General features: G+C 71.1%; 27 protein-coding genes and 1 pseudogene. 18 read left to right on the forward strand and 10 right to left on the reverse strand.

Annotation, left to right across the window (positions count from 1 at the left end; all coding sequences use genetic code 11):
- Window positions 1–39: 39 nt before the first annotated feature.
- From ACZ60Q_RS05570 to ACZ60Q_RS05595, 6 genes are all read right to left on the reverse strand, one after another.
- Window positions 40–447 carry a rodlin gene (locus tag ACZ60Q_RS05570; RefSeq protein WP_469628811.1) on the reverse strand — a complete coding sequence of 136 codons (408 nt, stop codon included), beginning with the start codon at window positions 445–447 and terminating at the stop codon, window positions 40–42.
- A gap of 118 nt (window positions 448–565) precedes the next feature.
- Window positions 566–799, reverse strand: coding sequence for a hypothetical protein (locus tag ACZ60Q_RS05575; protein ID WP_469628814.1), 234 nt, complete (start codon window positions 797–799; stop codon window positions 566–568).
- Window positions 800–987: 188 nt separating this feature from the next.
- Complete coding sequence (locus ACZ60Q_RS05580; RefSeq protein WP_469628817.1) at window positions 988–1,398, reverse strand: rodlin; 411 nt, start codon at window positions 1,396–1,398, stop codon at window positions 988–990.
- Window positions 1,399–1,466: 68 nt separating this feature from the next.
- A complete protein-coding gene (locus ACZ60Q_RS05585) occupies window positions 1,467–1,757 on the reverse strand; it encodes a hypothetical protein (protein WP_469628819.1) in 291 nt (96 codons plus the stop codon).
- A 254-nt stretch (window positions 1,758–2,011) separates the two neighbouring features.
- Entirely contained in the window at window positions 2,012–2,245 is a 234-nt protein-coding gene (locus ACZ60Q_RS05590; protein WP_469628821.1) for a chaplin, read from the reverse strand.
- A 301-nt stretch (window positions 2,246–2,546) separates the two neighbouring features.
- Complete coding sequence (locus ACZ60Q_RS05595) at window positions 2,547–2,948, reverse strand: rodlin (protein WP_469628824.1); 402 nt, start codon at window positions 2,946–2,948, stop codon at window positions 2,547–2,549.
- Between the two features lie 545 nt (window positions 2,949–3,493).
- Here ACZ60Q_RS05595 and ACZ60Q_RS05600 point away from each other — a divergent pair.
- Window positions 3,494–4,174: a chaplin gene (locus ACZ60Q_RS05600; RefSeq protein WP_469628827.1), complete on the forward strand. Its 681-nt coding sequence runs from the start codon at window positions 3,494–3,496 to the stop codon at window positions 4,172–4,174.
- Window positions 4,175–4,485: 311 nt separating this feature from the next.
- Here the strand turns inward: ACZ60Q_RS05600 and ACZ60Q_RS05605 are convergent, their stop codons facing one another.
- Both ACZ60Q_RS05605 and ACZ60Q_RS05610 read right to left on the reverse strand, forming a co-directional pair.
- Entirely contained in the window at window positions 4,486–5,706 is a 1,221-nt protein-coding gene (locus tag ACZ60Q_RS05605; RefSeq protein ID WP_469628830.1) for an acetyl-CoA C-acetyltransferase, read from the reverse strand.
- A gap of 33 nt (window positions 5,707–5,739) precedes the next feature.
- The gene (locus ACZ60Q_RS05610; protein ID WP_469628831.1) at window positions 5,740–6,756 is read right to left on the reverse strand and encodes a LysR substrate-binding domain-containing protein; all 1,017 of its coding nucleotides are present in this window, start codon (window positions 6,754–6,756) and stop codon (window positions 5,740–5,742) included.
- Between the two features lie 196 nt (window positions 6,757–6,952).
- On the opposite strand from ACZ60Q_RS05610, the pseudogene ACZ60Q_RS05615 reads away from it, so the two are divergent.
- From ACZ60Q_RS05615 to ACZ60Q_RS05625, 3 genes and pseudogenes are all read left to right on the forward strand, one after another.
- Window positions 6,953–7,117, forward strand: a pseudogene (locus ACZ60Q_RS05615) (3-oxoadipate--succinyl-CoA transferase subunit B); the annotation flags it as partial.
- Window positions 7,118–7,180: 63 nt separating this feature from the next.
- Window positions 7,181–8,731 carry a 3-hydroxyacyl-CoA dehydrogenase gene (locus ACZ60Q_RS05620; RefSeq protein ID WP_469628834.1) on the forward strand — a complete coding sequence of 517 codons (1,551 nt, stop codon included), beginning with the start codon at window positions 7,181–7,183 and terminating at the stop codon, window positions 8,729–8,731.
- Window positions 8,732–8,826: 95 nt separating this feature from the next.
- Window positions 8,827–9,222, forward strand: a complete 396-nt coding sequence (locus tag ACZ60Q_RS05625) for a VOC family protein (RefSeq protein WP_469628837.1) — start codon at window positions 8,827–8,829, stop codon at window positions 9,220–9,222.
- Here the strand turns inward: ACZ60Q_RS05625 and ACZ60Q_RS05630 are convergent.
- Both ACZ60Q_RS05630 and ACZ60Q_RS05635 read right to left on the reverse strand, forming a co-directional pair.
- A complete protein-coding gene (locus ACZ60Q_RS05630) occupies window positions 9,159–9,992 on the reverse strand; it encodes a DUF6597 domain-containing transcriptional factor (RefSeq protein WP_469628839.1) in 834 nt (277 codons plus the stop codon). The two genes, ACZ60Q_RS05625 and ACZ60Q_RS05630, sit on opposite strands and share 64 nt — an antisense overlap.
- Window positions 9,993–10,010: 18 nt before the next feature.
- Complete coding sequence (locus ACZ60Q_RS05635) at window positions 10,011–11,195, reverse strand: YihY/virulence factor BrkB family protein (protein WP_469629526.1); 1,185 nt, start codon at window positions 11,193–11,195, stop codon at window positions 10,011–10,013.
- A 74-nt stretch (window positions 11,196–11,269) separates the two neighbouring features.
- On the opposite strand from ACZ60Q_RS05635, the gene ACZ60Q_RS05640 reads away from it, so the two are divergent.
- The 14 genes from ACZ60Q_RS05640 to ACZ60Q_RS05705 all read left to right on the forward strand — a co-directional run bounded on the left by ACZ60Q_RS05640 (window position 11,270) and on the right by ACZ60Q_RS05705 (window position 24,855).
- Window positions 11,270–12,907 carry an acyl-CoA dehydrogenase family protein gene (locus tag ACZ60Q_RS05640; protein WP_469628842.1) on the forward strand — a complete coding sequence of 546 codons (1,638 nt, stop codon included), beginning with the start codon at window positions 11,270–11,272 and terminating at the stop codon, window positions 12,905–12,907.
- Window positions 12,908–13,150: 243 nt separating this feature from the next.
- The gene (locus tag ACZ60Q_RS05645) at window positions 13,151–14,446 is read left to right on the forward strand and encodes a helix-turn-helix domain-containing protein (protein WP_469628845.1); all 1,296 of its coding nucleotides are present in this window, start codon (window positions 13,151–13,153) and stop codon (window positions 14,444–14,446) included.
- An 84-nt stretch (window positions 14,447–14,530) separates the two neighbouring features.
- Window positions 14,531–15,151: a GNAT family N-acetyltransferase gene (locus ACZ60Q_RS05650; RefSeq protein ID WP_469628848.1), complete on the forward strand. Its 621-nt coding sequence runs from the start codon at window positions 14,531–14,533 to the stop codon at window positions 15,149–15,151.
- A 190-nt stretch (window positions 15,152–15,341) separates the two neighbouring features.
- Window positions 15,342–15,425: a putative leader peptide gene (locus tag ACZ60Q_RS05655; RefSeq protein WP_316944184.1), complete on the forward strand. Its 84-nt coding sequence runs from the start codon at window positions 15,342–15,344 to the stop codon at window positions 15,423–15,425.
- A gap of 114 nt (window positions 15,426–15,539) precedes the next feature.
- On the forward strand, window positions 15,540–17,237 hold the full coding sequence (locus tag ACZ60Q_RS05660) for a nitrite/sulfite reductase (protein ID WP_469628850.1): 1,698 nt from the start codon (window positions 15,540–15,542) through the stop codon (window positions 17,235–17,237).
- Window positions 17,234–17,413 carry a hypothetical protein gene (locus ACZ60Q_RS05665; RefSeq protein WP_469628853.1) on the forward strand — a complete coding sequence of 60 codons (180 nt, stop codon included), beginning with the start codon at window positions 17,234–17,236 and terminating at the stop codon, window positions 17,411–17,413. The genes ACZ60Q_RS05660 and ACZ60Q_RS05665 overlap by 4 nt, the downstream gene beginning before the upstream one ends.
- The gene (locus ACZ60Q_RS05670; RefSeq protein ID WP_469628856.1) at window positions 17,410–18,126 is read left to right on the forward strand and encodes a phosphoadenylyl-sulfate reductase; all 717 of its coding nucleotides are present in this window, start codon (window positions 17,410–17,412) and stop codon (window positions 18,124–18,126) included. The genes ACZ60Q_RS05665 and ACZ60Q_RS05670 overlap by 4 nt, the downstream gene beginning before the upstream one ends.
- A complete protein-coding gene (gene cysC, locus ACZ60Q_RS05675) occupies window positions 18,126–18,695 on the forward strand; it encodes an adenylyl-sulfate kinase (protein ID WP_469628858.1) in 570 nt (189 codons plus the stop codon). Before ACZ60Q_RS05670 ends, cysC begins: the two co-directional genes overlap by 1 nt.
- On the forward strand, window positions 18,692–19,627 hold the full coding sequence (gene cysD / locus ACZ60Q_RS05680) for a sulfate adenylyltransferase subunit CysD (RefSeq protein ID WP_469628861.1): 936 nt from the start codon (window positions 18,692–18,694) through the stop codon (window positions 19,625–19,627). The genes cysC and cysD overlap by 4 nt, the downstream gene beginning before the upstream one ends.
- Before the next feature lie 2 nt (window positions 19,628–19,629).
- Window positions 19,630–20,967 (forward strand): sulfate adenylyltransferase subunit 1, encoded by a 1,338-nt coding sequence (locus ACZ60Q_RS05685; RefSeq protein ID WP_469628864.1) that lies wholly within the window; start codon window positions 19,630–19,632, stop codon window positions 20,965–20,967.
- A gap of 246 nt (window positions 20,968–21,213) precedes the next feature.
- The gene (locus ACZ60Q_RS05690; RefSeq protein ID WP_469628867.1) at window positions 21,214–22,329 is read left to right on the forward strand and encodes an aliphatic sulfonate ABC transporter substrate-binding protein; all 1,116 of its coding nucleotides are present in this window, start codon (window positions 21,214–21,216) and stop codon (window positions 22,327–22,329) included.
- 48 nt (window positions 22,330–22,377) lie between these two features.
- Window positions 22,378–23,169, forward strand: coding sequence for an ABC transporter ATP-binding protein (locus ACZ60Q_RS05695; RefSeq protein ID WP_469628870.1), 792 nt, complete (start codon window positions 22,378–22,380; stop codon window positions 23,167–23,169).
- Entirely contained in the window at window positions 23,156–24,082 is a 927-nt protein-coding gene (locus ACZ60Q_RS05700) for an ABC transporter permease (protein WP_469628873.1), read from the forward strand. The genes ACZ60Q_RS05695 and ACZ60Q_RS05700 overlap by 14 nt, the downstream gene beginning before the upstream one ends.
- An 8-nt stretch (window positions 24,083–24,090) precedes the next feature.
- Window positions 24,091–24,855 (forward strand): sirohydrochlorin chelatase, encoded by a 765-nt coding sequence (locus tag ACZ60Q_RS05705; RefSeq protein WP_469628876.1) that lies wholly within the window; start codon window positions 24,091–24,093, stop codon window positions 24,853–24,855.
- Window positions 24,856–24,960 lie beyond the last annotated feature (105 nt).

The raw sequence follows: 24,960 nt of genomic DNA on the forward strand, positions 1-24,960 counted from the left end.
TCCGGACCGCCCGCACTCAACACCTCAGGCGGTGCTGCGTCAGTTGTTGCCGACGCCGTTGCCCGAGAGGACCGGGATGTCGTCCAGGATGTGCGACAGCGGCTCGTCGCCCTTGGCCTGGGTGGAGTTGTCGGCGCACTGCTGGTTCTGCGGGTTGGACAGGACGTTGATGTCCTGGACCGCGATCGGCACGATGCCGACGAGCGAACCGACATTGGCCTTGAGGGGCAGGCCGACGCAGAGCTTGTTCAGGGTGCCCTGGACGAGCTGGTTCTGCGGGCTCCAGTTGCCCTCCGTCTCGGCGTTGCCGATCTCCGACTCGGCACCGTTGCCGTTGACGGTGGTGGTGCCACCGTCGTTGCCGATCGCCATGGCCGTGGGAGCCGCGACTGCGGACAGACCGAGCAGGGACACGGCCACTGCAGCGCCGGCCATCATCTTCTTCATCAACTTCACCTTTCGGAGCGTCCCGTTGTGGAACGTACTGATCAACTGCCTCCACCCCTGATCGGTTGCGCAGCACCACTCAAATGGGTTCGTTCCGGCGCAAGGTCGACGCCACTCCTCAGTCCTCAGGGGCCTCACCCTCCGGGGCCTCGGGCCCGAATCCCTCGTTGGAGGTGCGTGCCGCCGGCACGAAGCCGCCGCACCGGGGTGCCTGATCCTGGTGCGGTTCCGAGAGGGGGTGACCGCCTCCGGCCGCCTGCCACTCGGCGACGAGCCGGTCGTAGATCGGTGTGCCGCCCGACGCGGGCCACCGCTCTCCGCCCTGCGGGGTCTGACTGTCGTACGGATCCATACAGAGGGCCTACCCAGCCCGGCACGGATCGTCAGCCGGGCCTACGGCATCCGGCCCAACCCGACAACCCGGCCGGAGAGGACCGCACATGACGAAGGGCCAGTCCGGCCGGTCCGGCGAAGAACGATCGCCGTACGGATGGACTGGCCCCACGCGGGTCGGACGGAGCGGACCCGAGCTACCCGGTCTCAGCTGTTGCCGGCGCCGTTGCCGGAGAGGATCGGGATGTCGTTCAGCAGGTGCGACAGGGCCTCGTCACCCTTGGCCTGGGTGGAGTTCTCGGTGCACTGCTGGTTCTGCGGGGAGGACAGGACGTTGAGGTCCTGGACCGAGATCGGCACCAGGCCGACGAGCGAACCGAGGTTCGCCTTGGCCGGGAGAGCGATGCAGGGCTTGTTCAGCGAGCCCTGGATGAGCGCGAACTGCGGGCTCCAGTCACCGTGGGTCTCGGAGTTGCCGTAGGCCTGCGAAGCACCGTTGCCGTTGACCGTGGTGGTGCCGCCGTCGTTGGCGATGGCCATGGCGGACGGGGCGGCAACGGCGGAGACACCGACGACCGAGGCGGCGACGGCAGCCGAGGCCATGATCTTCTTGAACATGAAAGAGCCCTTCTGGGGAGTAATACGGATCGGTGAAAGAACCGGGTGGAACGGTCGCGCTGCGGCGGTCAGCCGCCGAGGGGAACCCCGCCGAGCAGCGGAGCAGCACCCTCCACCGCACCGGTTGCCTGGCCCGCCAGCTTGCCGACCGTGCCGTCCTTCGAGACCGTCTCGGCGGTTTCGGCGACCGCGCCCACCACCGGGTCCACGACCTGCGGGGCACTGGCCATCACCTGGTTGAGGCCGCTGTCGAGGCTGAAGTTGGGGGCCGTGGGCGTAGTAGCGGCGAAGGCGGGAGCGGCCGCTCCGAGGGCAGCCACGGAACCGGCAACAAGGGCGGCGGTCTTCGCGTACTTCACTTTTCTGGTTCCCTTCTGCGCGGCATCTGTTTCGGTCACGTTCCCGTGCCGCACACAAGCGTTCTTTACCTGTGACTTCTGCCGCTTTCTCCCTGATCAACGATCCGGCCGCTTTCGGGAAACTGTGGAGCGGCGTTTTTCTCCGGCGCCCTTCGCGATTCCGGCCTGCGGAGCCGGGCCGCGAAAAGGCCCCGGACGGCATCCGCCGCCCGGGGCCCACCGGTTACGGGCACGCGGCCCGGTCGGTCAGAGGGTCACTTGTTGATGCAGGTGTTGCCGAACGCCGGGTTCAGCAGGCCGATCACGTTGACGGTGTTGCCGCAGACGTTGACCGGAATGTGGATCGGGACCTGGATAACGTTACCGGACAGCACGCCCGGGGAGTGCGCGGCAATGGCCTCGGCACCCGCGTCGGCCATGGCCGGCGCGGCGGAGCCCATCGCCATGAGCGTACCGGCGGCGACTGCGGCAACCTTGGTGAACTTCACTGTTTTTCCCTTTTCTAGGCGGAGTCAGATGCGGTCACGACGATCGTGCCCGCCCGAGCTGGATCCTGATCACTCGTGACTCCGGCACTGTCCTACGTAACGATGAATGTCCGGGATGGGAACTGTTCGACGGGCGGATTCCCGGATGTCCGCCCGAATGCCGCAATTCCCGTGAGGACGGCGGCGGGGAACGCGGGCGAGAAAACCACACACGTGTTCCGGAACAGCCGGGACAGCGACGGGCCCGAGCCGCTCGTTGGAGGAACGCCGAGGGCTCGGGCCCGAGTAGGGCGGCTGCGGATCAGTTGTTGGCGACGCCGTTGCCGGAGAGGATCGGGATGTCCTCCAGGATGTGCGACAGGGCCTCGTCACCCTTGGCCTGGGTGGAGTTCTCGGTGCACTGCTGGTTCTGCGGGGAGGACAGGACGTTGATGTCCTGGACCGAGATCGGCACCAGGCCGACGAGCGAACCGAGGTTCGCCTTGGCCGGGAGAGCGATGCAGGGCTTGTTCAGCGAGCCCTGGATGAGCGCGAACTGCGGGCTCCAGTCACCGTGGGTCTCGGAGTTGCCGTAGGCCTGCGAAGCACCGTTGCCGTTGACCGAGGTGGTGCCGCCGTCGTTGGCGATGGCCATGGCCTGCGTCGAGCCGAGACCGAGGATGGAGGCGGCGACAGCGCCCGTAGCCAGAACCTTCTTGATCACGATTAACCCTTCTCGTACCGATCGCCCCGTAAGCGGAGCCCCCTGGTCAACTCGCTGCCCGGTGTTAGGTTCCGCCCGTTCACCCGAATGCCGGACACGGGGGTCCGGCCCCCCTCTCTGTTCGTACGCCCGCACGTTCGTAAAGGAATGACGCACACCCTTCCGGCGTTCTTCGCCCGAACGGGTGGACGAGGGCGAACGGCTCCGCGGTCGCGTCACATCCCGAGCAGGAAACTCCTCGCCGTCAACTACCTGCGACAGCGAGTTCAGTTGAGGGCGAATCGTTTTTCTCTCTCTGTGAAACGGGGTGCCTGACACTGAACGGCACCACCCGTTCGGGTGATTACACAATTTCCACGCGACTCCGAGTTTCCCGCATGGACCTGAGTCGTTATGGCAGTCGTCCAGCGCGCACGTTTTCACCACTTTCACCATGGCTTCGCCGCAGGGTCCGGCTGTGCCGCGGCTCCGCCCGACGGCTGCCCGTCTCCGCTCGCGAAGCACCCATGCGAAGTCCTCGCGAATGTCCTAAGAAAGGGCAAGTAATGCGACAGGTCTTGAACAAAAGCATTATCGTCATTGCGGCCGCATCGGGCCTCCTGGCGGCGGTCGGCGGCACTGCGCAGGCCGACGCGTCGGCCGAGGGCGCGGCCGTCGGTTCGCCGGGGGTCGGTTCGGGCAACGCGGTGCAGGTGCCGGTGCACGTCCCGGTCAACGTGTGCGGCAACACCGTCAATGTGATCGCTCTGCTGAACCCGGCCTTCGGCAACAAGTGCGTGAACGCCGACGGCCCGAAGCACAACCACCCGCCGGTGGACAAGCCCCCCGTGGACAAGCCCCCCGTGGACAAGCCGCCCGTCGACAAGCCCCCGGTGGACAAGCCGCCCGTGGACAAGCCGCCCGTCGACAAGCCCCCGGTGGACAAGCCGCCCGTGAACGAACCGCCCGTCAACGAGCCCCCGGTCAACGAACCGCCGGTGAACGAGCCGCCCGCCAACGAACCGCCCGTCAACGAACCGCCGGTGGACCAGCCCCCGGTGGACCAGCCGCCCGTCGACGAACCGCCGACCGACACGCCCGGCTCGGGCACGCCCGGGTCCGACACCCCGGACGCGCACCTGGCCGACACCGGTGCCGCCGACCTGGGCCTGGCCGCCGGCGCGAGCGCCGCGCTGCTGCTCGGTGGTGCGGTGCTGATGCGCCGTAGCCGCGACGCGCGGGACTGATAGACCTCCCGCGGGAGAACGAGGTCCGGCCGGACAGCGGGGACTGTCCGGCCGGACCTTTCTGTGTGCGCCTGCGGCCGTCGCACCGACAGATTCGGGCTACGGCCGCGGACTTCGGAGAAGGGCGTGCGACTCGTCGGGGCCGGGCCCCAAGACGCCCTGCACCGGCCGCCGTTCAGCGGTGATCTTCGCGCACCGTACCTGAGGGCCGTCCCGTAATCCCTGGCGGGCGATGACGAAGGATTCCCGCGTACCGCGTGGTGAGCCGCATGACGGCGACCCCTTCGAAGAGGAGGTCCACTCCACCGCCTTCAGGCCGCGATGCGCTCGAAGACCGCGGCGAGGCCCTGGCCGCCCCCGATACACATCGTCTCCAGGCCGTACCGGCCCTCCCGGCGCTGGAGTTCGCGGGTGAGGGTGGCGAGAACACGGGCTCCGGTGGCGCCGACCGGGTGGCCCAGTGAGATACCCGAGCCATTGACGTTGATCCGCTCGTCGTGGTCCTTCTCACCGAGACCCAACTCCCTGGTGCAGGCGAGCACCTGGGCGGCGAACGCCTCGTTCAGCTCGATCAGGTCGAGATCGGCGAGCGTGAGGCCCGCCCGGTCCAGGGCGGTGCGGGTGGCAGCGACGGGGGCGATGCCCATCGTCGTGGCGGGAACCCCCGCGCGGGCGAAGGAGACCAGGCGGACCAGGGGGGTGAGGCCCATGCGTTCGGCGGTTCCGGCGCTGGTGACCAGGCAGGCGGCGGCCGCGTCGTTCTGGCCGCTCGCGTTGCCCGCGGTGACCGTGGCATCCGGGTCGGACTTCGCCATCACCGGTCGGAGTGCGGCGAGTTGTTCCGCGGTGGTGTCGGGGCGGGGGTGCTCGTCGGCGGTGACGACGCTCTCGCCCTTGCGGGTGCGTACGGTCACGGGGACGGTCTCCGCGGCGTAGCGGCCCTCCGCTGCGGCGCGGGCGGCACGCTGCTGGGACCGCAGGGCCAGGGCGTCCTGGTCGGCTCGGCTGATCCCGTACTCCCGGCGCAGGTTCTCCGCCGTCTCGATCATGCCGCCGGGGACCGGGTGGTTGACGCCTCCTGCGGTGACACGGCCCCGGGCGAGCGCGTCGTGGAGTTGGAGGCCGGGGCCCTTGATGCCCCAGCGTCCGTCATGGGTGTAGTAGGGGGCGGCGCTCATCACGTCGACGCCGCCCGCGATCACCACGTCGCTGAATCCGGCCCGGATCTGCATCGCCGCGTCCAGCACCGCCTGGAGTCCGGAGCCGCAGCGGCGGTCGATCTGGGAGCCGGTGACCGTGGTGGGCAGCCCGGCGTCCAGGGCGGCGACCCGGCCGATGGCGGGGGCCTCGCTGGTGGGGTAGGCGTGGCCGAGGATCACCTCGTCGACCCGGGCGGGGTCGATGCCGGTGCGGGCGACGATCTCCGCGATGACACATGCGGCCAGCGCGGCCGGGGTCTGCTGGGCGAAGGCCCCACCGAACCGGCCGATGGGGGTACGCAGGGGTTCGCAGATGACGACGTCGAGCGGCACGGCGGGGCCTTTCCTTCAGGGCGACCAGGGCGATCAGGGCGACGGGCGGGGCGCGGGTGGTGGGGTGACCTTCGCATCCGGTGGCTGAGCGGGTCCAGTACCGGATGTGCCCGCCATGGAGAGGCCCGGCGTCTCGGTCGGCCCTCCGCCCGCTCCACGTACGGGAGTCGGCAGGGCGTCCCGGGCGACGGCGAGCACGGCGTGCAGGGCGGCGGAGGGGTTGTCGGCACGCCAGGCGAGGGCTGCCTGGCGGCGGATGGGCGGTCCGGTGAGGGGCCGGTAGACCAGTCCGCTCTGCTTGATGTGGCGTACGGAGGTGACCGTGAGGGTGATGCCGACCCCGGCGGCCACGAGCGCCATGATCGTGTACGAGTCGGGGGCCTCCTGGACGACGCGTGGGGTGAACCCGGCGCTCTCGCAGGCCTCGGTCATGGCGTCGCGCACGGTGGAGCCGGTGTTGGCGGGGAAGGATACGAACGGTTCGTCCGCCAGCTCGCCGAGCGGCACCGCCTCGTGCCGGGCGAGTGGATGGTCGAACGGCAGGGCGCACAGCAGCTCCTCCTCGTCGATGACCCGGTGGTCCACGCCGGGCCGGGTCACCGGCAGCCGGACGAAGCCCAGGTCGAGAGAGCCGTCGGCGACCCGGGACAGCGCGACGTTGGCGTACGTCTGGCCGGTCATGACCAGTTCGAGGCCGGGGTGTGCGGCGCGCACGGCACGGGTGAGGCGGGGCAGCGTCTCGTGGCTGGAGGCCCCGGCGAAGCCGATGGTCACCCGGCCGTACTCGCCCCGGCCCGCCGAGCGGGCGGCCCGGACGGCGGTGTCGAGGTCCTCCAGGACGGTCCGCACGGGGGCGAGGAAGGTCTCCCCCGCGCCGGTGAGCCGGACGGAGCGCGTGCTGCGGCGGAACAGCTGGACGCCGAGTTCCTTCTCCAGCTGCCGGATCTGCCGGCTCAGCGGTGGCTGTGCCATCTGGAGGCGCTTGGCGGCCCGGCCGAAGTGCAGCTCCTCGGCCACGGCGAGGAAGGCCTTCAGGTGGCGCAGTTCCATCGGGACCCCTCTTCCCTGGGACACCTCTCGCGTCATTGATATGTCCTGTGTCCGGATCCGACCTTAATTCGGTATTGGACAGCCATCAATGGATGCTGACACCGTGGGATCCGCGTATGCGGACGATGAGGAGGACCGTGGACCGGACGGCCGGCAAGGTCATGTCGATGAGGGAGGCCGTCGCCGCCTTCGTCCGCGGCTGGTCGCCGTCCAGCCCGGGGGCACCGTCGAGCAGGTGCGGGCCGCGACCGGCTGGGATCTGAAGACCGCCGGCACGGTGGCGACGACGGCCCCGCCCACCTCCGCCGAGCTGCGGCTCCTGCGGGACGATGTCGACCCCGACCGTGTCCACCTCCGCTGATGAACCGTGTGCGCCGCCGCGTGTACCGGCGTACTCACCTCCGCTGAAAGGGCTTCCACCGCCATGCGTATCAGAATCGTCGGAGCCGGGGCCATGGGCCGCGGCATCGCCCAGTGGGCGGCGAGCGCCGGACACACCGTCGAGCTCGGGGACGTACGGCCCGAGGCGGTGACGGACGCCCTGGACTTCGTCGCCTCGATGCTGGACCGGGCCGTCGCCAAGGGCCGGATGCGGGTCGCCGAGCGGGACGCGACCGTGGCCCGGCTGGTGCCGCTCGCCGAGCCGTGGGCGGCGGGTCCGGAGGTGGAGCTGGTGATCGAGGCCGTACGGGAGGACCTGGCGACCAAGGCCGAGGTGTTCGGGAAGCTGGAGCGGGCGCTGCCCGCCTCCGCCGTCTTCGCGACCAACACCTCCTCGCTGTCGGTGACCCGGATCGCCGCGACGCTGAAGGACCCCGCGCGCCTGGCCGGGCTGCACTTCTTCAACCCGGTGCCGCTGATGCGGATCGTCGAGGTGGTGCCGGGTGCGGCCACCCGCCCGGAGATCCCGGCCCTGCTGACCGAGCTGGTGGAGGGCTGCGGCCACCGGGCGGTGACCGTCGCCGACACCCCCGGCTTCCTGGTCAACCACGCCGGGCGGGGGCTGGTGACCGAGGCTCTCGCGCTGCTGGAGGAGTCGGTGGCGGACCCGGTGGAGATCGACCGGATCGCCCGGGACGTGCTGGGGCTGCGGATGGGACCCTTCGAGCTGATGGACCTGACCGGTCTCGACGTGACGGCCGCGGTGATCGACTCGATCTGGGAGGGCTTCCGGTACGAGGACCGGCTGCGACCGTCCTTCCTGACCCCGAACCGGGTGGTGGCGGGGCTCCACGGCCGTAAGACGGGCCGGGGCTGGTACGCCTACGGCGACGGGGTCTTCGGCCCCGCGCCGGAGAGCGCGGTCACCGGGAACGCGGAGCGCCCGGTGTTCCTGGTCCCGGGCGGGCGCCCGGAGACCGCCTCGTACGAGGAGGCCCTGGCCCGGTCCCTGGAGGCGGCGGGGGTCCGGGTCGAGCGGGGCGCGGGGCCGTCCGCGCGGGCCGTGGTGCTGGTGCCCGTCTGGGGGACGCCGGTGTCGGCGGCGGTCGCGGAGGGCGCGGGGCCCCAGGAGCGTACGTTCGGCGTGGAGGTACTGCCCCCGGCGGGGCGGCGGCGGGTCCTCGCGGTGACGGCGGCCGGTGACCCGGCGGCCGCCCGGGACGCGCGCGCGGTGCTGGCGCGGGCCGCCGAGGGCGATGAGCCGTACGCGGTGTCGGTGGTGCGGGACACCGCGGGCACGGTCGCGCAGCGGCTGCTGTCCTCCGTCGTCGCGGTCGGCTGCTCGATCGCGGAGCGCTCGCTCGCCGCGCCCCCCGATATCGACCTGGCGGTGACCACGGGGCTCGGCTACCCGTACGGGCCGCTGGACTGGGGCGAGCGTGTCGGGGCCGCGAGGATGCTGGAGCTCCAGCGGTCGCTGCACGCGACGACGGGCGACCCGCGCCACCGGCCGACGCGGTGGATCACCGAACGGGCCGCCCTCGGCCTCGCGCTCACCGATCCGGGGACCTCGCCCGCCGACTGCCTGGGCTGAGGGGCGCGCGACTGCCCGGGGCCGAGGGGTCGCCACGGACCCGGGCGTCCGATTCCTGCAAGACGGCCGGGGTGCCGTGTGCCTACGGTCGGAGCATGACTCCACGATTCGACGCCATCAGCATCATCACGACCGACCTGGCCGCCTCGCTCGCCTTCTACCGGCGGCTCGGCCTGGACATTCCCGCGGGGGCGGAATCCGCGCCCCATGTCGAAGTGGCCCTGCCGGGCGGGCAGCGGCTGCTGTGGGACACGGAGGCGGTCATCGCCTCGTTCGATCCGGCGTGGCAGCGGCCCTCGGGCGGCGAGCGGCTCGGGCTGGCGTTCGTCTGCGACAGTCCGGCGGAGGTGGACGCGGTGTACGCGGACCTCGTCGCCGCCGGGTACACGGGCCACGCGAAGCCCTGGGACGCGGTGTGGGGGCAGCGCTACGCCATCGTGCTGGACCCGGACGGCTGCGGGGTGTCGCTGTTCGCGGCGGCGGACGCGTAGGTCCCGTTCGCGGATGCCGGGGTCCAGGTCCCGGTTCCGTTCACGGGCGTCGGGGCCTCGGCCCTGAAGTACGCGCCGAGCGTCGTCCCGGCGAGGGCGCGCATCTCTCGGGCCAGGTGCGCCTGGTCGACGCAGCCCGCCGCGCAGGCCGCCTCGGCGTACGGCAGGCCGGCGCGGACGAGGGCCAGGGCCCGCTGGAGGCGGAGGATCCGGGCCAGGGTCTTGGGGCCGTAGCCGAAGGCGGCCAGGGAGCGGCGGTGCAGTTGTCGGGCGCCGATGCCGACCTCGGCGGCCGTCGCCGCGACGGAGCCGCCGCGCCGCAGCCGGTCGGCGACGGCCGCTGTGAGCGGGTCCGGCGGTCCGGTGTCGGCGGCCAGGCCCAGGGCGAGGTCCTCCAGCGCGGTGGCGGGGTCGGCGGCCCGGTCGACGCGGCCGGTGAGTTCGCGGACGGCGGTACGCGACCAGAGGTCGGCGAGTTCGACCCGGTGGTCGCGCAGTTCGTGCGCCGGTACGCCGAGGAGTACGGGGGCGGTACCGGGCGCGAACCGGATCGCGGCGCAGGAACCGCGGTCGCGGGGGTCGACGTGGAAGGCGCGGGTGTCGGGCCCGGCGACGACCAGGCGTCCGGCGGTCCAGATCAGATCCATGCAGCCGTCCGGCAGGACGGGCCGGGAGGGCTGCCGGGGGCCGGGAGGGGCGTCCAGGGTCCAGACGACGGCCCCGTCCAGCCGGGACGGCCGTTCCTGGTACCGCTGGTGTTCCCGGGGCATGCTTCCACGCTAGCGCGGTCAGCGGGAAGGTGGCTCCTCGGCCGGCCCGGACGCCCTGGGCTCCGTGGTCCTCCCGGTCTCCTTGGGTTTCCTGGGCTCCTTGACGTCCTTGGGGTCCTTCGGGTCCTTGTGGTCCTTCTCCCAGGTCGCGTGCAGCCGGGACTTCACGTCGTCGGGCGGCAGGAAGCGGGACCAGCGCTCGGGGAACTCGGAAGGCATGTACGCGGGGCCGTCGTCCTCATCGTCGTCGTCCGTTCCGGCGTAGGCGGCCGAGCGGGTGCGGGCGACGAACTCGGCGGCCTGCGCGGCCCGGACGCGTTCGGTGGCCTCACGGGCGGCGGCCGTGGCGAGCGAGGGCCACACCCGGTCGATGGCCGCGTTGACCGCGGCGCCGACCAGGACCGCGAAGGCGGAGATGCCGATCCACAGCAGGACGGCGATCGGCGCCGCCAAGGAGCCGTAGATGGTGGGGCCTTCGACCGTGTTGGTCAGATAGATCCGGAGCAGGAAGCTGCCGAGGACCCACATGCCGAGCGCCACCAACGCCCCGGGGACGTCCTCGATCCAGGGCGAACGCACCGGTACGGACACGTGGTAGAGCGTCGTGAGGAACGCGACACTCAGCAGTATCACGAGCGGCCAGTACAGGACGGCTATGAGTTCGGTGCCCCACGGCACCAGCTCGACCACCCGGTCCGGGCCGACGACCAGCAGCGGCAGCACCACCGCACCGAGCAGCAGGGCGACGACGTACAGCAGGAAGGCGAGCAGCCGGGTCTTGACGATGCCGCGGTGGCCGTCGAGTCCGTACATGACGGTGATGGTGTCGATGAAGACGTTCACCGCGCGGGAGCCGGACCACAGGGCGATGGCGAAGCCGATGGAGATGATGTCGGGGCGGGCCCCGGTCGTGACGTCGGCGAGCAGCGGTTCGGCGAAGTCGTTGACCCCGCGTTCGGACAGCACCGTCCGGGCGGCGGAGAGGATGTTGCGCTCGATGGAGGCGACGGTGGTGGTGGTCGTCCACTCGTCGACGTAACCGAGCAGTCCGATCATGCCGAGCAGCAGCGGGGGCAGCGAGAGCAGGGTGAAGAACGCCGCCTCGGCCGCGAGTCCCAGAATGCGGTACTCGATGCACGAGTTGACGGTGTCCTTGAGCAAGTGCCATGCCATCCGTCGTTTGGAGACGTTGCGGTAGAGCACTCGCGCCCGGTGGAGCCGGCCCGGTGGCCGCTCGGGTGTTTCCTTTGCTGCCTGCACCTCCTTACCGTATCGGCATGGCAGCCACCACCCACACAGTGACCAACCAGGTTCCGCCGCTGGTCGGCTATGACGTCTTCGCCGCCGACCGGGCCCTGTCCGAGGCCGTGGAGCGGCATGTCGCGTCCGGGGTCCTGCCCGTGGCGCTGGAGGAGCTCGGCGAGCTCGGCCGGGCCGCGGGCTCCGCCCAGGCCCAGGAGTGGGGTGCGCGGGCGAACACGTATCCGCCCGTACTGCGCACCCATGACCGTTATGGGCATCGCATCGACGAAGTGGAGTTCCATCCGTCCTGGCACCGGCTGCTGGGCCACGCCGTGTCGGCCGGGCTGACGGACGCCTGGGGGCGTCCGGCCGGTCATGTCCGTCGCGCGGCGGGGTTCCTGGTCTGGACGCAGGCCGAGGCGGGGCACGGCTGTCCGTTGTCGATGACGCATGCCGCGGTGCCCGCACTGCGGACCGATCCGGCGCTGGCCGCCGAGTGGGAGCCGCTGCTGACCTCGCACACGTACGAGGAGGGGCTGCGGCCCGCCGGGCAGAAGAGCGGTGTGCTCTTCGGGATGGGCATGACCGAGAAGCAGGGCGGCACCGACGTGCGGTCCAACACGACCCGGGCGGAGCCGCTGTCGGGTGAGGACGAGTATCTGCTCACCGGGCACAAGTGGTTCTGTTCGGCGCCGATGTCGGACGGCTTCTTGGTGCTGGCGCAGGCGCCGGGCGGGCTGACCTGCTTCCTCCTGCCGCGCGTGCTCCCGGACGGCACGCGCAACGTGTTCGCGATCCAGCGGCTGAAGGACAAGCTGGGCAACCGGTCCAACGCCTCCGCCGAGGTCGAGTTCGACGGGACCTGGGCCCGCCGGCTGGGTGAGGAGGGGCGCGGGGTGCGCACCATCATCGAGATGGTGGCGGCCACCCGGCTGGACTGTGTGGTGGGTTCGGCGGCGCTGATGCGGCAGGCGGTGGCGCAGGCGGTCCACCACAGCGCGTACCGCGGTGCGTTCGGCGGGCCGCTGATCGACAAGCCCCTGATGCGCAACGTGCTGGCGGATCTGGCGCTGGAGTCGGAGGCGGCGACGGTGCTGGCGATGCGGCTGGCCGCCGCGTACGACACGGATACGGCCGAGGAGCGGGCCTTCCTGCGGATCGCGGTGCCCGCCGCGAAGTACTGGGTCACCAAGCGCTGCTCCGCCGTGGTGGGCGAGGCGTTGGAGTGCCTGGGCGGCAACGGGTACGTGGAGGAGTCGGGGATGCCCCGGCTGCTGCGCGAGGCACCGCTCAACTCCATCTGGGAGGGCTCGGGCAATGTGCAGGCGCTGGACGTGCTGCGGGCGTTGCGGCGGGAGCCGTTGGCGCTGGAGGCGTATCTGCGCGAGGTCGGCCACGCGCGCGGGGTGGATCACCGGCTGGACGCGGCGATCAAGGGCCTGCTGACGGAACTGGCCGATCTGGAGGGCATCGAGGCGCGGGCACGGCGTGTGGTGGAGCGGATCGCGCTGGTGCTCCAGGGTTCGCTGCTGGTCCGCTGGGCTCCGCCGGAGGTGTCCGACGCGTTCTGCGCCTCGCGGCTCGGCGGGGACTGGGGCTCGGCGTTCGGGACGCTGCCGCACACTCTGGACCTGGCGTCGGTGGTGGCACGGGCCCGGCCGGACGGCGCGTAGCGACAGCGGGCCGGGGAAGCGGCGGAGGGTGATGCTGCGCCGACACGGCACCACCCTCCACGCTTCTGCCACACCGGGCAGCCGGGACAGGCCCGGCGCACAGTGTTCCTGCCACTGTTGTACGGACCCGCGGGACATCGCCAGAGTTGCAAAGGGTTGCAACCCTTGTGTGGACTGATCGCGGTCCGGCCGGGTGAACGGCAGGATGGGCCGGTCGGGAAGCGTTCGGGGGGAACGGGGACCATGACGGACACAGGTTCTGCGGGAGTGGTGCGGGTGACGGGCCAGGGGGCGGGCCGGCAGGAGACCCGGTCGCTCCACCGGGCGCGGGAGGCGCGGCTGGCGGGGACACGGTCCGCGGTCGCGCCCCGGGCGGAGATCGACGCCTCCTGGGACCGGGTGGTGCGCAGCGGCATCGACCCCGACCAGTCGCCGGAGAGCGAGCTGCTGCAGGCGGACGAGATCGAGCACCGGCGCCACAGCACGGCGCTCGGCGAGCTGATGCCGTTGCTGCGGGCGGGGCTGGCCTCGATAGCGGATGCCGCACAGCAGATCATGGTGGTGACCGACACCGAGGGCCGGGTGCTGTGGCGGCAGGGCAACACGGCGGTGCTGCGCCGGGCCCACGACATCTGTCTGGAGGAAGGGGCGGCCTGGGCCGAGTCGGCGACCGGGACGAACGCGATCGGGACGGCGCTCGCCGCCCGGGTCCCCGTCCAGGTCCACTCGGCCGAGCACTTCATCCGGGCGTTGCACGGCTGGACCTGTGCGGCGGCCCCGGTCCGGGATCCGCGCGACGGCCGGCTGATCGGGATCGTGGACATCAGTGGGCCGGCGTCCACGTTCCACCCGGCGACGCTGGCCCTGGTCGACTCGGTGGCCCGGCTCGCCGAGGGTGAGATCCGCACCCGTCACCTGGCGGAGATCGAGCGGCTGCGCGCGGTGGCCGCCCCGATCCTGTGCCGGATCGGCGGGCGGGCGCTGGCGGTGGACGCGCACGGGCGGCTGGCGGCGGTGACCGGGATGGCTCCGGTGGACCGGCTGCCGCTGCCGAAGTCGCTGGAACCGGGTCCGGTGTGGCTGCCCTCGCTCGGCATGTGCCGGGTCGAGCCGCTGCCGGGCGGCTGGCTGGTGCAGGTGGACGACGGCGGTACGGAGGGGGCGCCGCGACGGGTGGTGCTGGATCTGAGCCGGCCCCGGGCGCTCGCGGTGCATCTGACCGGGCCGCTGGGAAGCCGCACCGAGCGGCTCTCGCCGCGCCACGCGGAGCTGCTGTACTCGCTGGCGGTGCACCGGCAGGGGCGGTCGGCCTCGGAGCTGGCGCGGGACCTCTTCGGGGACGCGGCCCGGACCGTGACGGTCCGGGCCGAGGTCTCCCGGCTGCGGCGCCGTCTGGCGGAGGTGCTGGCGCACCGCCCGTACCGCTTCGGCGACGGGGTGGAGGTGGAGGTGATCCACCCGGAGGACCGCGCGGATCTGCTGCCGCACTCCAGGGCGCCGGTGGTGGCGGAAGCCCGCAGGACGGCTCCGCCCGCCTGAGGGGCAGCCGTGCCGTACGTCCTCGGCCGAGCCGAGGAGGGGCCGCCGTGCGCGGGCGGGCGGGCGCATGGTTTTCTGGCCGTCATGAGCGACACCCCGCAGCCCGCAGCCCAGACCGCCGAGGTCACCACCGAGGTGACCAGCGAGGTGACCGTCTGGTCGCTGGAGCAGACCTCGCCCGACGATCTCCGCCCGGCGCACGCGCCGGAGGGGGATGTGCGCATCGTCCGGTCCGGGACCCCGCTGCCGGAGTTCAGCCGGTTCCTCTACACGGCCGTGGGCGGGGACATCCGGTGGACCGACCGGCTGGGCATGACGTACGCCCAGTGGCAGGAGGCTCTGGAGCGGCCCGGGGCGGAGACCTGGGTGGCGTACGAGAACGGCACGCCGGCCGGGTACGTCGAGCTGAACCCGCACGACGACGGCGTGGTCGAGATCATGTACTTCGGGCTGATCCCGGCGTTCCGGGGGCGGCGGATCGGCGGTCACCTCCTCAGCTACGGGGTGGCGCGCGCCTGGGATCTGGCGGAGCGCTGGCCGGAGCGGCCGACGACGAGGAGGGTGTGGCTGCACACCTGCTCGAAGGACGGCCCGCACGCGATGGACAACTATCTCCGTCGCGGCTTCCGGCTCTGCGACACGAGGACCGAGGTGGAGCCGGACGTGGCGACGCCCGGTCCGTGGCCCGGGGCATACGCCTCCTGATCACCCGTGAGCTCTGAGGGCGATGGAGCGGTCGCTCCACCGCCCTCAGGGCTGCCCAGTGGGCGTTTTGTCGCCAATGTCGACGCCGCATTCCATGATGAGCGGGGCATCGTCCCACCCTTCGAGACCGATGCGTCCACATAGCGGATAGTGGTGGACTGCCCCGAGATGCGCGTGACACGCTTCCGCCATGTCTGGAACTGGAATTGCCTTGGTGAGTCGACGCCACGTCGATCTCTGCCGCATGTCCAGCGCCATCTGTCCGGCGAGCTGAGAGTCCCAGCGCCGCCGCCCCCTCTTCCCTCTGAACCGCCCTGCGCACTGCCGCGCCTCAGCGCGAGTGTGCCGCTCAGAGCCGCCCTCCCGCAGTCCCGAAGGACGTATTGTCATGGCCGCTACCCCGGAACAGCCTGCGACCGCCACGCCCCGCCGCAAGGCCGGACGCCACCGTGGTGAAGGTCAGTGGGCCGTGGGCCACCACACGCCCCTGAACGGGAACGAGCAGTTCAAGAAGGACGACGACGGTCTCAACGTACGGACACGTATTGAGACGATCTACTCCCAGCGCGGTTTCGACTCCATCGACCCGAACGACCTGCGTGGACGCATGCGCTGGTGGGGGCTGTACACCCAGCGCAAGCCCGGCATCGACGGCGGCAAGACGGCCGTGCTGGAACCGGAGGAGCTGGACGACAAGTACTTCATGCTGCGCGTCCGCATCGACGGCGGCCGGCTGACCACCGGGCAGCTGCGGGTGATCGGGGAGATCTCGCAGGAGTTCGCGCGCGGCACCGCCGACCTCACCGACCGGCAGAACGTGCAGTACCACTGGATCCGTATCGAGGACGTGCCGGAGATCTGGCGGCGGCTCGAAGAGGTGGGCCTGTCCACCACCGAGGCCTGCGGTGACACGCCCCGCGTGATCCTCGGCTCCCCCGTCGCGGGCGTCGCCGAGAACGAGATCATCGACGGCACGCCCGCGATCGACGAGATCCAGCGCCGGTTCATCGGCAACCCCGACTTCTCCAACCTTCCCCGCAAGTTCAAGTCGGCGGTCTCCGGCTCCCCGCAGCTGGACGTGGCGCACGAGATCAACGACATCGCGTTCGTCGGCGTGAACCACCCGGAGCACGGCCCCGGCTTCGACCTCTGGGTCGGCGGCGGCCTCTCCACCAACCCCAAGCTCGGGGTGCGGCTCGGCGCCTGGGTGCCGCTGGAGGAGGTGCCCGACGTGTACGGCGGGGTCATCGGAATCTTCCGCGACTACGGCTACCGGCGGCTGCGCACCCGCGCCCGGCTGAAGTTCCTGGTCGCGGACTGGGGCCCGGAGAAGTTCCGCCAGGTCCTCCAGGACGAGTACCTCAAGCGTGAGCTGGTCGACGGGCCCGCGCCCGAGCAGCCCGCCCAGACCTGGCGCGACCACCTCGGGGTGCACCGGCAGAAGGACGGCCGCTTCTACGTCGGCTTCGCCGCGCGGGTCGGCCGGGTCGACGGCTCCACGCTCACCAAGATCGCCGAGCTGGCCGACGCGCACGGCTCCGGCCGGGTGCGGACCACCGCCGAGCAGAAGATGATCGTGCTCGACGTGGCCGAGGAGCAGGTGGAGTCCCTGGTCTCCGGGCTGGAGGCGCTCGACCTCAAGGTCACCCCGTCCCCGTTCCGGCGCGGCACGATGGCCTGCACCGGCATCGAGTTCTGCAAGCTGGCCATCGTCGAGACGAAGGCGCGCGGCGCCTCCCTCATCGACGAACTGGAGCGCCGCATACCGGAGTTCGACCACCCGATCACCATCAACATCAACGGCTGCCCGAACGCCTGCGCCCGTATCCAGGTCGCGGACATCGGCCTCAAGGGCCAGCTGATGCTGGACGAGAGCGGCAACCAGGTCGAGGGCTACCAGGTGCACCTCGGCGGGGCGCTCGGCCTGGAGGCCGGCTTCGGCCGCAAGGTCCGCGGCCTGAAGGTCACCTCGGCCGAACTGCCCGACTACGTCGAGCGGGTGCTCGGCCGCTTCCAGGAGGAGCGCGAGGACGGCGAGCGCTTCGCGACCTGGGCGGCCCGCGCCGGTGCGGAGTCGCTGTCATGAGCGAGCGAGCCGCCCCGTTCTACTGCCCCTACTGCGGCGACGAGGACCTGCGCCCCAACGAGACCGGTCACGGCGCCTGGGAATGTGCTTCCTGCAACCGTGCGTTCCAGCTGAAGTTCCTGGGTCTGCTGACCCGGGGCGTTCAGCGCGACAACGGCGAAGGGGGCGGGATATGACGGACACTCTGCTGAGCGGAGAGCTGACCGAGAAGGAGCTTCGGGAGCTGGCCGAGCGAGCCGGACGGGAGCTGGAGGACGCCCCCGCGACCGACATCCTGAAGTGGGCGACCGACACTTTCGGACCACGCTTCTGCGTCACCTCCTCGATGGAGGACGCCGTGGTCGCGCACCTGGCCTCCCGGGTGCTGCCGGGCGTGGACGTGGTCTTCCTGGACACCGGCTACCACTTCCCGGAGACCATCGGGACCCGGGACGCGGTGGACGCGGTGATGGACGTCAACGTCATCACGATCACTCCCCGGCGGACGGTCGCCGAACAGGACGCCGAGCACGGCGAGAAGCTGCACGACCGCGACCCCGACCTGTGCTGCGCGCTGCGCAAGGTGAAGCCGCTGGAGGAGGGCCTGACCGCGTACGCCGCGTGGGCGACGGGACTGCGCCGCGATGATTCGCCGACCCGGGCGAACACCCCGGTCGTCGGCTGGGACGCCAAGCGCCGCAAGGTGAAGGTCTCCCCCATCGCCCGCTGGACCCAGGACGACGTGGACGCGTATGTCGCGGAGCACGGGGTACTCACCAACCCGCTACTGATGGATGGTTACGCCTCCGTCGGCTGCGCGCCCTGCACCCGCCGGGTGCTGGAGGGCGAGGACGCCCGGGCCGGCCGCTGGGCCGGACGCGGCAAGACGGAATGCGGGCTGCACGGCTGATGACGACCGATCAGGAGAGTTCGATGAGCGTGACGGAGACGGGGGCCACGATCTGGCTGACCGGTCTGCCGAGCGCGGGCAAGACCACCCTCGCGTACGAGCTGGCGGGCCGGCTGCGGACCGAGGGACACCGGGTGGAGGTGCTCGACGGCGACGAGATCCGCGAGTTCCTCTCCGCGGGCCTCGGCTTCTCCCGCGAGGACCGGCACACCAACGTGGCCCGGATCGGCTTCGTCGCCGAACTGCTCGCCGCCAACGGCGTGAAGGTGCTGGTCCCCGTCATCGCCCCGTTCGCCGACAGCCGCGAGGCCGTCCGCAAGCGGCACGCCGCCGAGTCCACCGCCTATCTGGAGGTGCACGTCGCGACGCCCGTCGAGGTGTGCTCCCTGCGCGATGTGAAGGGGCTGTACGCCAAGCAGGCGGCCGGCGAGATCAGCGGTCTCACCGGGGTCGACGACCCCTACGAGGCCCCCGAATCGCCCGACCTGCGGATCGAGTCGCACCAGCAGACCGTGCAGGAGTCCGCAGCGGCGCTCCACGCGCTGCTCACCGAGAGGGGCCTGGCGTGAGCACCGTCGCCACCGTGCCGGAAGGCAACGTCAACCCGTACACGCTCAGCCACCTGGACTCCCTGGAGTCGGAGGCGGTCCACATCTTCCGTGAGGTGGCGGGTGAGTTCGAGCGGCCGGTGATCCTGTTCTCCGGCGGCAAGGACTCCATCGTGATGCTGCACCTGGCGCTCAAGGCGTTCGCGCCCGCGCCGGTGCCGTTCACGTTGCTGCACGTGGACACCGGGCACAATTTCCCCGAGGTCCTGGAGTACCGCGACCGCACGGTGAAGAAGTACGGGCTGCGGTTGCACGTCGCCTCCGTGCAGGAGTACATCGACGCCGGGAAGCTCCGCGAGCGCCCCGACGGCACCCGCAACCCCCTCCAGACGGTCCCGCTCACCGAGGCGATCCAGCGGCACCGCTTCGACGCGGTGTTCGGCGGCGGGCGGCGCGACGAGGAGAAGGCACGCGCCAAGGAGCGGGTCTTCTCGCTGCGCGACGAGTTCTCCCAGTGGGACCCGCGGCGTCAGCGCCCCGAACTGTGGCAGCTGTACAACGGCCGGCACGCCCCGGGCGAGCATGTGCGGGTCTTCCCGATCTCCAACTGGACCGAGCTGGACGTCTGGCAGTACATCGAGCGCGAGGGGATCGAGCTTCCGGAGATCTACTTCGCCCACGAGCGTGAGGTCTTCAACCGCGACGGCATGTGGCTGACCGCCGGGCACTGGGGCGGGCCCAAGGAGCACGAGTGGGCCGAGACCCGTCTGGTGCGCTACCGCACGGTCGGCGACATGTCCTGCACCGGGGCCGTCGACTCCGACGCCACCACACTGGACGCCGTGATCACCGAGATCGCCGCCTCCCGGCTCACCGAGCGGGGCGCGACCCGCGCCGACGACAAGATGTCCGAGGCCGCGATGGAAGACCGCAAGCGCGAGGGGTACTTCTAACCATGACCACCACAGCTGAGCAGCTGTCGGCCACCACCCTGCTGCGGTTCGCCACCGCCGGGTCGGTCGACGACGGCAAGTCCACCCTCGTGGGACGCCTGTTGCACGACTCCAAGTCGATCCTCACCGACCAACTGGAGGCCGTCGAGCAGGCCTCGCTGAACCGCGGCCAGGAAGCGCCGGACCTGGCGCTGCTGACCGACGGGCTGCGGGCCGAGCGCGAGCAGGGCATCACCATCGACGTCGCCTACCGCTACTTCGCCACCGCACGCCGCCGGTTCATCCTCGCGGATACCCCGGGCCATGTGCAGTACACCCGCAACATGGTGACCGGCGCCTCCACCGCCGAGCTGGCCGTGGTCCTGGTCGACGCCCGCAACGGGGTCGTCGAGCAGACCCGCCGGCACGCCGCCGTCGCCGCCCTGCTGCGCGTCCCGCACGTGGTGCTGGCGGTCAACAAGATGGACCTGGTCGACTACGCGGAACCCGTGTTCGCCGCGATAGCCCAGGAGTTCACCGCGTACGCCGCGTCGCTCGGCGTCCCGGAGATCACCGCGATCCCGATCTCGGCGCTGGCCGGGGACAACGTGGTGGAGCCGTCCGCGCACATGGACTGGTACGGCGGGCCGACCGTCCTGGAGCACCTGGAGACGGTGCCGGTCAGCCATGACCTCACCGCCTGCCACGCGCGCTTCCCCGTGCAGTACGTGATCCGTCCGCAGAGCGCCGAGCACCCCGACTACCGGGGCTACGCCGGTCAGATCGCGGCCGGGGTGTTCCGGGTCGGCGAGTCCGTCTCCGTGCTCCCCTCGGGGCGCACCACGACGATCACGGGCATCGACGCGCTCGGGGAGAGCGTCGACATCGCCTGGGCCCCGCAGTCGGTGACGCTCCGGCTGGCCGACGACATCGACATCTCGCGCGGTGACCTGATCGCCCCTGTCGACGATTCCCCCGCCGTCACGCAGGACGTCGAGGCGACCGTCTGCCATGTCGCCGACCAACCGCTCTCGGTGGGCCAGCGGGTGCTGATCAAGCACACCACCCGTACGGTCAAGGCGATCGTCAAGGACATCCCGTCGCGGCTCACCCTGGACGACCTCTCCCAGCACCCGGACCCCGGACAGTTGGTCGCCAACGACATCGGCCGGGTCCTCGTGCGCACCGCCGAGCCGCTGGCGCTCGACGCCTACGCGGACTCCCGGCGCACCGGCTCCTTCCTCCTGATAGACCCGGCGGACGGTACGACGCTGAGCGCCGGCATGGCGGGCGCCTCGTTCGCCGCGGTCGCCGAAGCCACCGCCCCGGCCGCCGACGCCGACGCCGCGTGGGACTTCTGATGGCCACCGACTTCTTCTCCACCTTCGCGAAGGAGGGCGGCAGGGTGGGCAGCGGCGCCCTCGGCAGCGGTCAGGGTGGGGTCGGGCGATGTGCGTGATGACGTACGCGCACTGCTCGCGCGCCCTCCCGTACCACCCGCACCACCCGCACCGTCCGCACCGCCGAAGATCTGCCGACCTCCCGGCCGCGCCCCCCTGACCAGACAGCGGGACGTGAGCGCCGGGCCAACGAGAGGAAAGCCTCCCGTGCCTGCCCCCCGTTCCACCGTTCGCCGCTCCATCGCCGCCGTCGCGGCGCTGCCGCTGCTCACCCTGGCGGCCACCGCCTGCGGCTACGGCTCCGAGGCCAAGGACGACGACGCCAAGAAGGCGAACGTCTCCGCCGGAGGGAAGAAGCTCTCCACGGACACCGTGAAGATCGGCTACTTCCCGAACCTCACGCACGCCACCGCCCTGGTCGGTATCCAGGAAGGCACCATCCAGAAGCAACTGGGCGGCACCAAGGTCGAGTCCACGACCTTCAACGCGGGCCCCTCCGAGATCGAGGCGCTGAACGCCGGTTCCATCGACATCGGCTTCATCGGCCCCTCCCCCTCCATCAACGGCTTCAGCAAGTCCCAGGGCAAGGGGCTGCGGATCATCTCCGGTTCGGCCTCCGGCGGGGTGAGGCTGGTCGTCAACCCGGACAGGATCAAGACCCTGGACGACCTCAAGGGCAAGAGGATCGCCACCCCGCAGCTCGGCAACACCCAGGACGTGGCCTTCCTCAACTGGATCTCCGAGAAGGGCTGGAAGGTCGACGCCCAGAGCGGCAAGGGCGACGTCTCCGTCGTCCGCTCGGACAACAAGGTGACGCCCGACGCCTACAAATCCGGTGATCTGGACGGCGCCTGGGTGCCCGAGCCGACCGCGTCCAAGCTGGTGTCCGAGGGCGCGAAGGTGCTCCTCGACGAGAAGGACCTGTGGCCGGACAAGAAGTTCGTGATCACGAACATCATCGTGTCGCAGAAGTTCCTCGACGAGCATCCGGACGTGGTCGAGGCGGTGCTGAAGGGTTCGGTGGCCACCAACAAGTGGATCAACGCCAACCCGGAGGAGGCCAAGGCTTCCGCCAACAAGGCGCTGGAGACCTTGAGCGGCAAGGCGCTGCCCAAGGAGATCCTCGACCCGGCGTGGGAGTCCATCGAGATCACCGACGACCCGCTGGCCGACACACTCAAGACACAGGCCGGATACTCGGTGAAGTCCGGTCTGCTCAAGGAGCCGAACCTTCAGGGCATCTACGACCTGGGCCCGCTGAACAAGATCCTCAAGGCCGAGGGCAGGCCCGGGGTCGCCGACGCCGGTCTCGGCGTCAAGTAGCCCCGCCCATCCGTACCAGGACGTAAGGATCCCCAGGAGGTGACGACCATGGCGACCACCACCCTCACCAAGGCCGAGGACCGTACGACGGTCGGGCACGCCGCCCGTCTCGCGCACGTCTCGAAGTCCTTCGCCGGACCCACCGGTCAGCAGCTCGTCCTGGACGACATCACGCTCGATGTCGCTCCGGGCGAGTTCGTCACCCTCCTGGGAGCCTCCGGGTGCGGAAAGTCGACGCTGCTCAATCTGGTGGCCGGACTCGACCGCCCGTCGAAGGGGTCCATCGAGACCCCCGGCGGGCGGCCGGCCCTGATGTTCCAGGAACACGCCCTCTTCCCCTGGCTCACCGCGGGCAAGAACGTCGAACTGGCCCTGCGGCTGCGCGGGGTGCCGAAGTCCGAGCGCCGCACCGAGGCGGAGCGGCTGCTCGAACTCGTCCGGCTCGGCGGAGCGTACGGCAAGCGGGTGCACGAGCTGTCCGGTGGTATGCGGCAGCGCGTCGCGATGGCCCGCGCGCTCGCCCAGGACAGTCAACTGCTGCTGATGGACGAGCCGTTCGCGGCGCTCGACGCCATCACCCGTGATGTGCTGCACGACGAGCTGACCCGGATCTGGCGGGAGACGAACGCCTCGGTCCTCTTCGTCACGCACAACGTACGCGAGGCCGTACGGCTGGCGCAGCGCGTCGTGCTGCTCTCGTCCCGGCCGGGCCGGATCGCCCGGGAGTGGACGGTCGACATCGAGCAGCCGCGCCGTATCGAGGACACCGCCGTGGCGGAGTTGTCCGTCGAGATCACCGAAGAACTGCGTGGGGAGATCCGCCGACATGGCCAGCACTGACATCACGCCGAGTCGGAGACGGCCGGACGGGACGGCCGGACCGGACGGGGCGAAACCCGACGATCTGGCGGGCCTGGAGGCCGGTCTGGACGCCCTGGACGCCGTACAGATCGACCGCACCCCGGTGCGCGAGGTCCTGCTGCGCAAGGTGCTGCCGCCGGTCGTGGCGGTGGCGCTCGTCCTGGTGATCTGGGAGCTGCTGGTCCGCGCCCAGGTCACGGAGGTCTACAAGCTGCCGCCGCCGTCCGCCGTGTGGGACAGCGCACGGGAGATGTGGCTGGCGGGCACCCTGCTGGAGGTCGTCTGGACCAGCGTCTCGCGCGGTCTGCTCGGCTTCCTGCTCGCGGTCGCCATCGGTACGCCGCTGGGGCTGCTGGTCGCCCGGGTGAAGCTGATCCGGGCCGCGATCGGCCCGATCCTGTCCGGCCTCCAGTCGCTGCCCTCGGTGGCGTGGGTGGCCCCGGCGGTGATCTGGCTCGGGCTGAACGACCAGATGATGTTCGCGGTGATCCTGCTGGGCGCGGTGCCCTCGATCGCCAACGGGCTGGTCTCCGGCGTCGACCAGGTGCCGCCGCTGTTCCTCCGGGCGGGCCGCACGCTGGGCGCGACCGGGCTGCGCGGGACCTGGCACATCGTGCTTCCGGCGGCGCTGCCCGGCTATCTGGCGGGCCTCAAGCAGGGCTGGGCGTTCTCCTGGCGCTCACTGATGGCCGCCGAGATCATCGCCTCCTCCCCGGAACTAGGCCTGGGACTCGGTCAGTTGCTGGAGAACGGTCGCAGCAACTTCGACATGCCCGGGATCTTCCTCTCGATCCTGCTCATCCTGTTCGTCGGCATCGCGATCGAACTGCTCATCTTCAGTCCGCTGGAGCGGTGGGTGCTGCGCAGCCGCGGCCTCCTCGTCAAGAACTGAGCTCTCCCATGACGCACCCCACTCTCCTCGTCATCGCCCACGGCAGCCGCGACCCGCGGCACGCCGCGACCGTGCACGCGCTCACCGAACGGGTCCGGGCCGAGCGGCCGGGGTTGCGCGTGGAGACCGCCTACCTGGAGTTCAACGCCCCTTCCGTGCCCAGGGTGCTGGAGCGCCTGGCGGCGGAAGGGGCGGGCGAGGTCGTCGCCCTGCCCCTGCTGCTCACCCGGGCGTTCCACGCCAAGACCGACATCCCCACGGTCCTGCGCGAGGCCCGCGCCCGGCTGCCTCGGCTGAGCATCCGGCAGGCCGACGTGCTCGGCCCGTCCCCGCTGCTCAATGCCACGCTGGGGCGACGACTGCGAGAGGCCGGGATCCGTCCCGGCGACATCCCCCGGACCGGGCTCGTCCTGGCCTCGGCGGGATCCAGAGACCCGGAGGCGATCGCAGTGATCGCTGAAATCGCGCGGGAGCTGCGGCACACCGGTTGGTGCGCCGTGCGGCCTGCGTTCGCCTCCGCTGTTCATCCCGGTGGTATCCCCCGCACCGAGGACGCTGTACGGGCCCTGCGCGCCGCCGGTGTACACCGGGTGGCGGTGGCCCCGTACGTCATCGCGCCCGGCCGGCTCCCCGACCGCATCGCGGCGGGCGCCGAGGCGGCCGGGGCGGACGTGCTGGCCGATGTACTGGGCCCCGCACCGGAGTTGGCGCGGCTGCTGCTGACCCGCTACGACGATTCGCGGGTGACGGAGCGGGCCTCGCTGTCGGCCTAGAAACGCCCTGCCGAACAGGCGCCGTTGACGGACGCCGGACCGCGTGTCAGCGTCGCTCCGCACGGAGCGACCGTGCGCGGGCCCGCCGGCACAGCGGGCCACCGG

It is taken from the genome of Streptomyces sp. NPDC104313 (assembly GCF_055583985.1).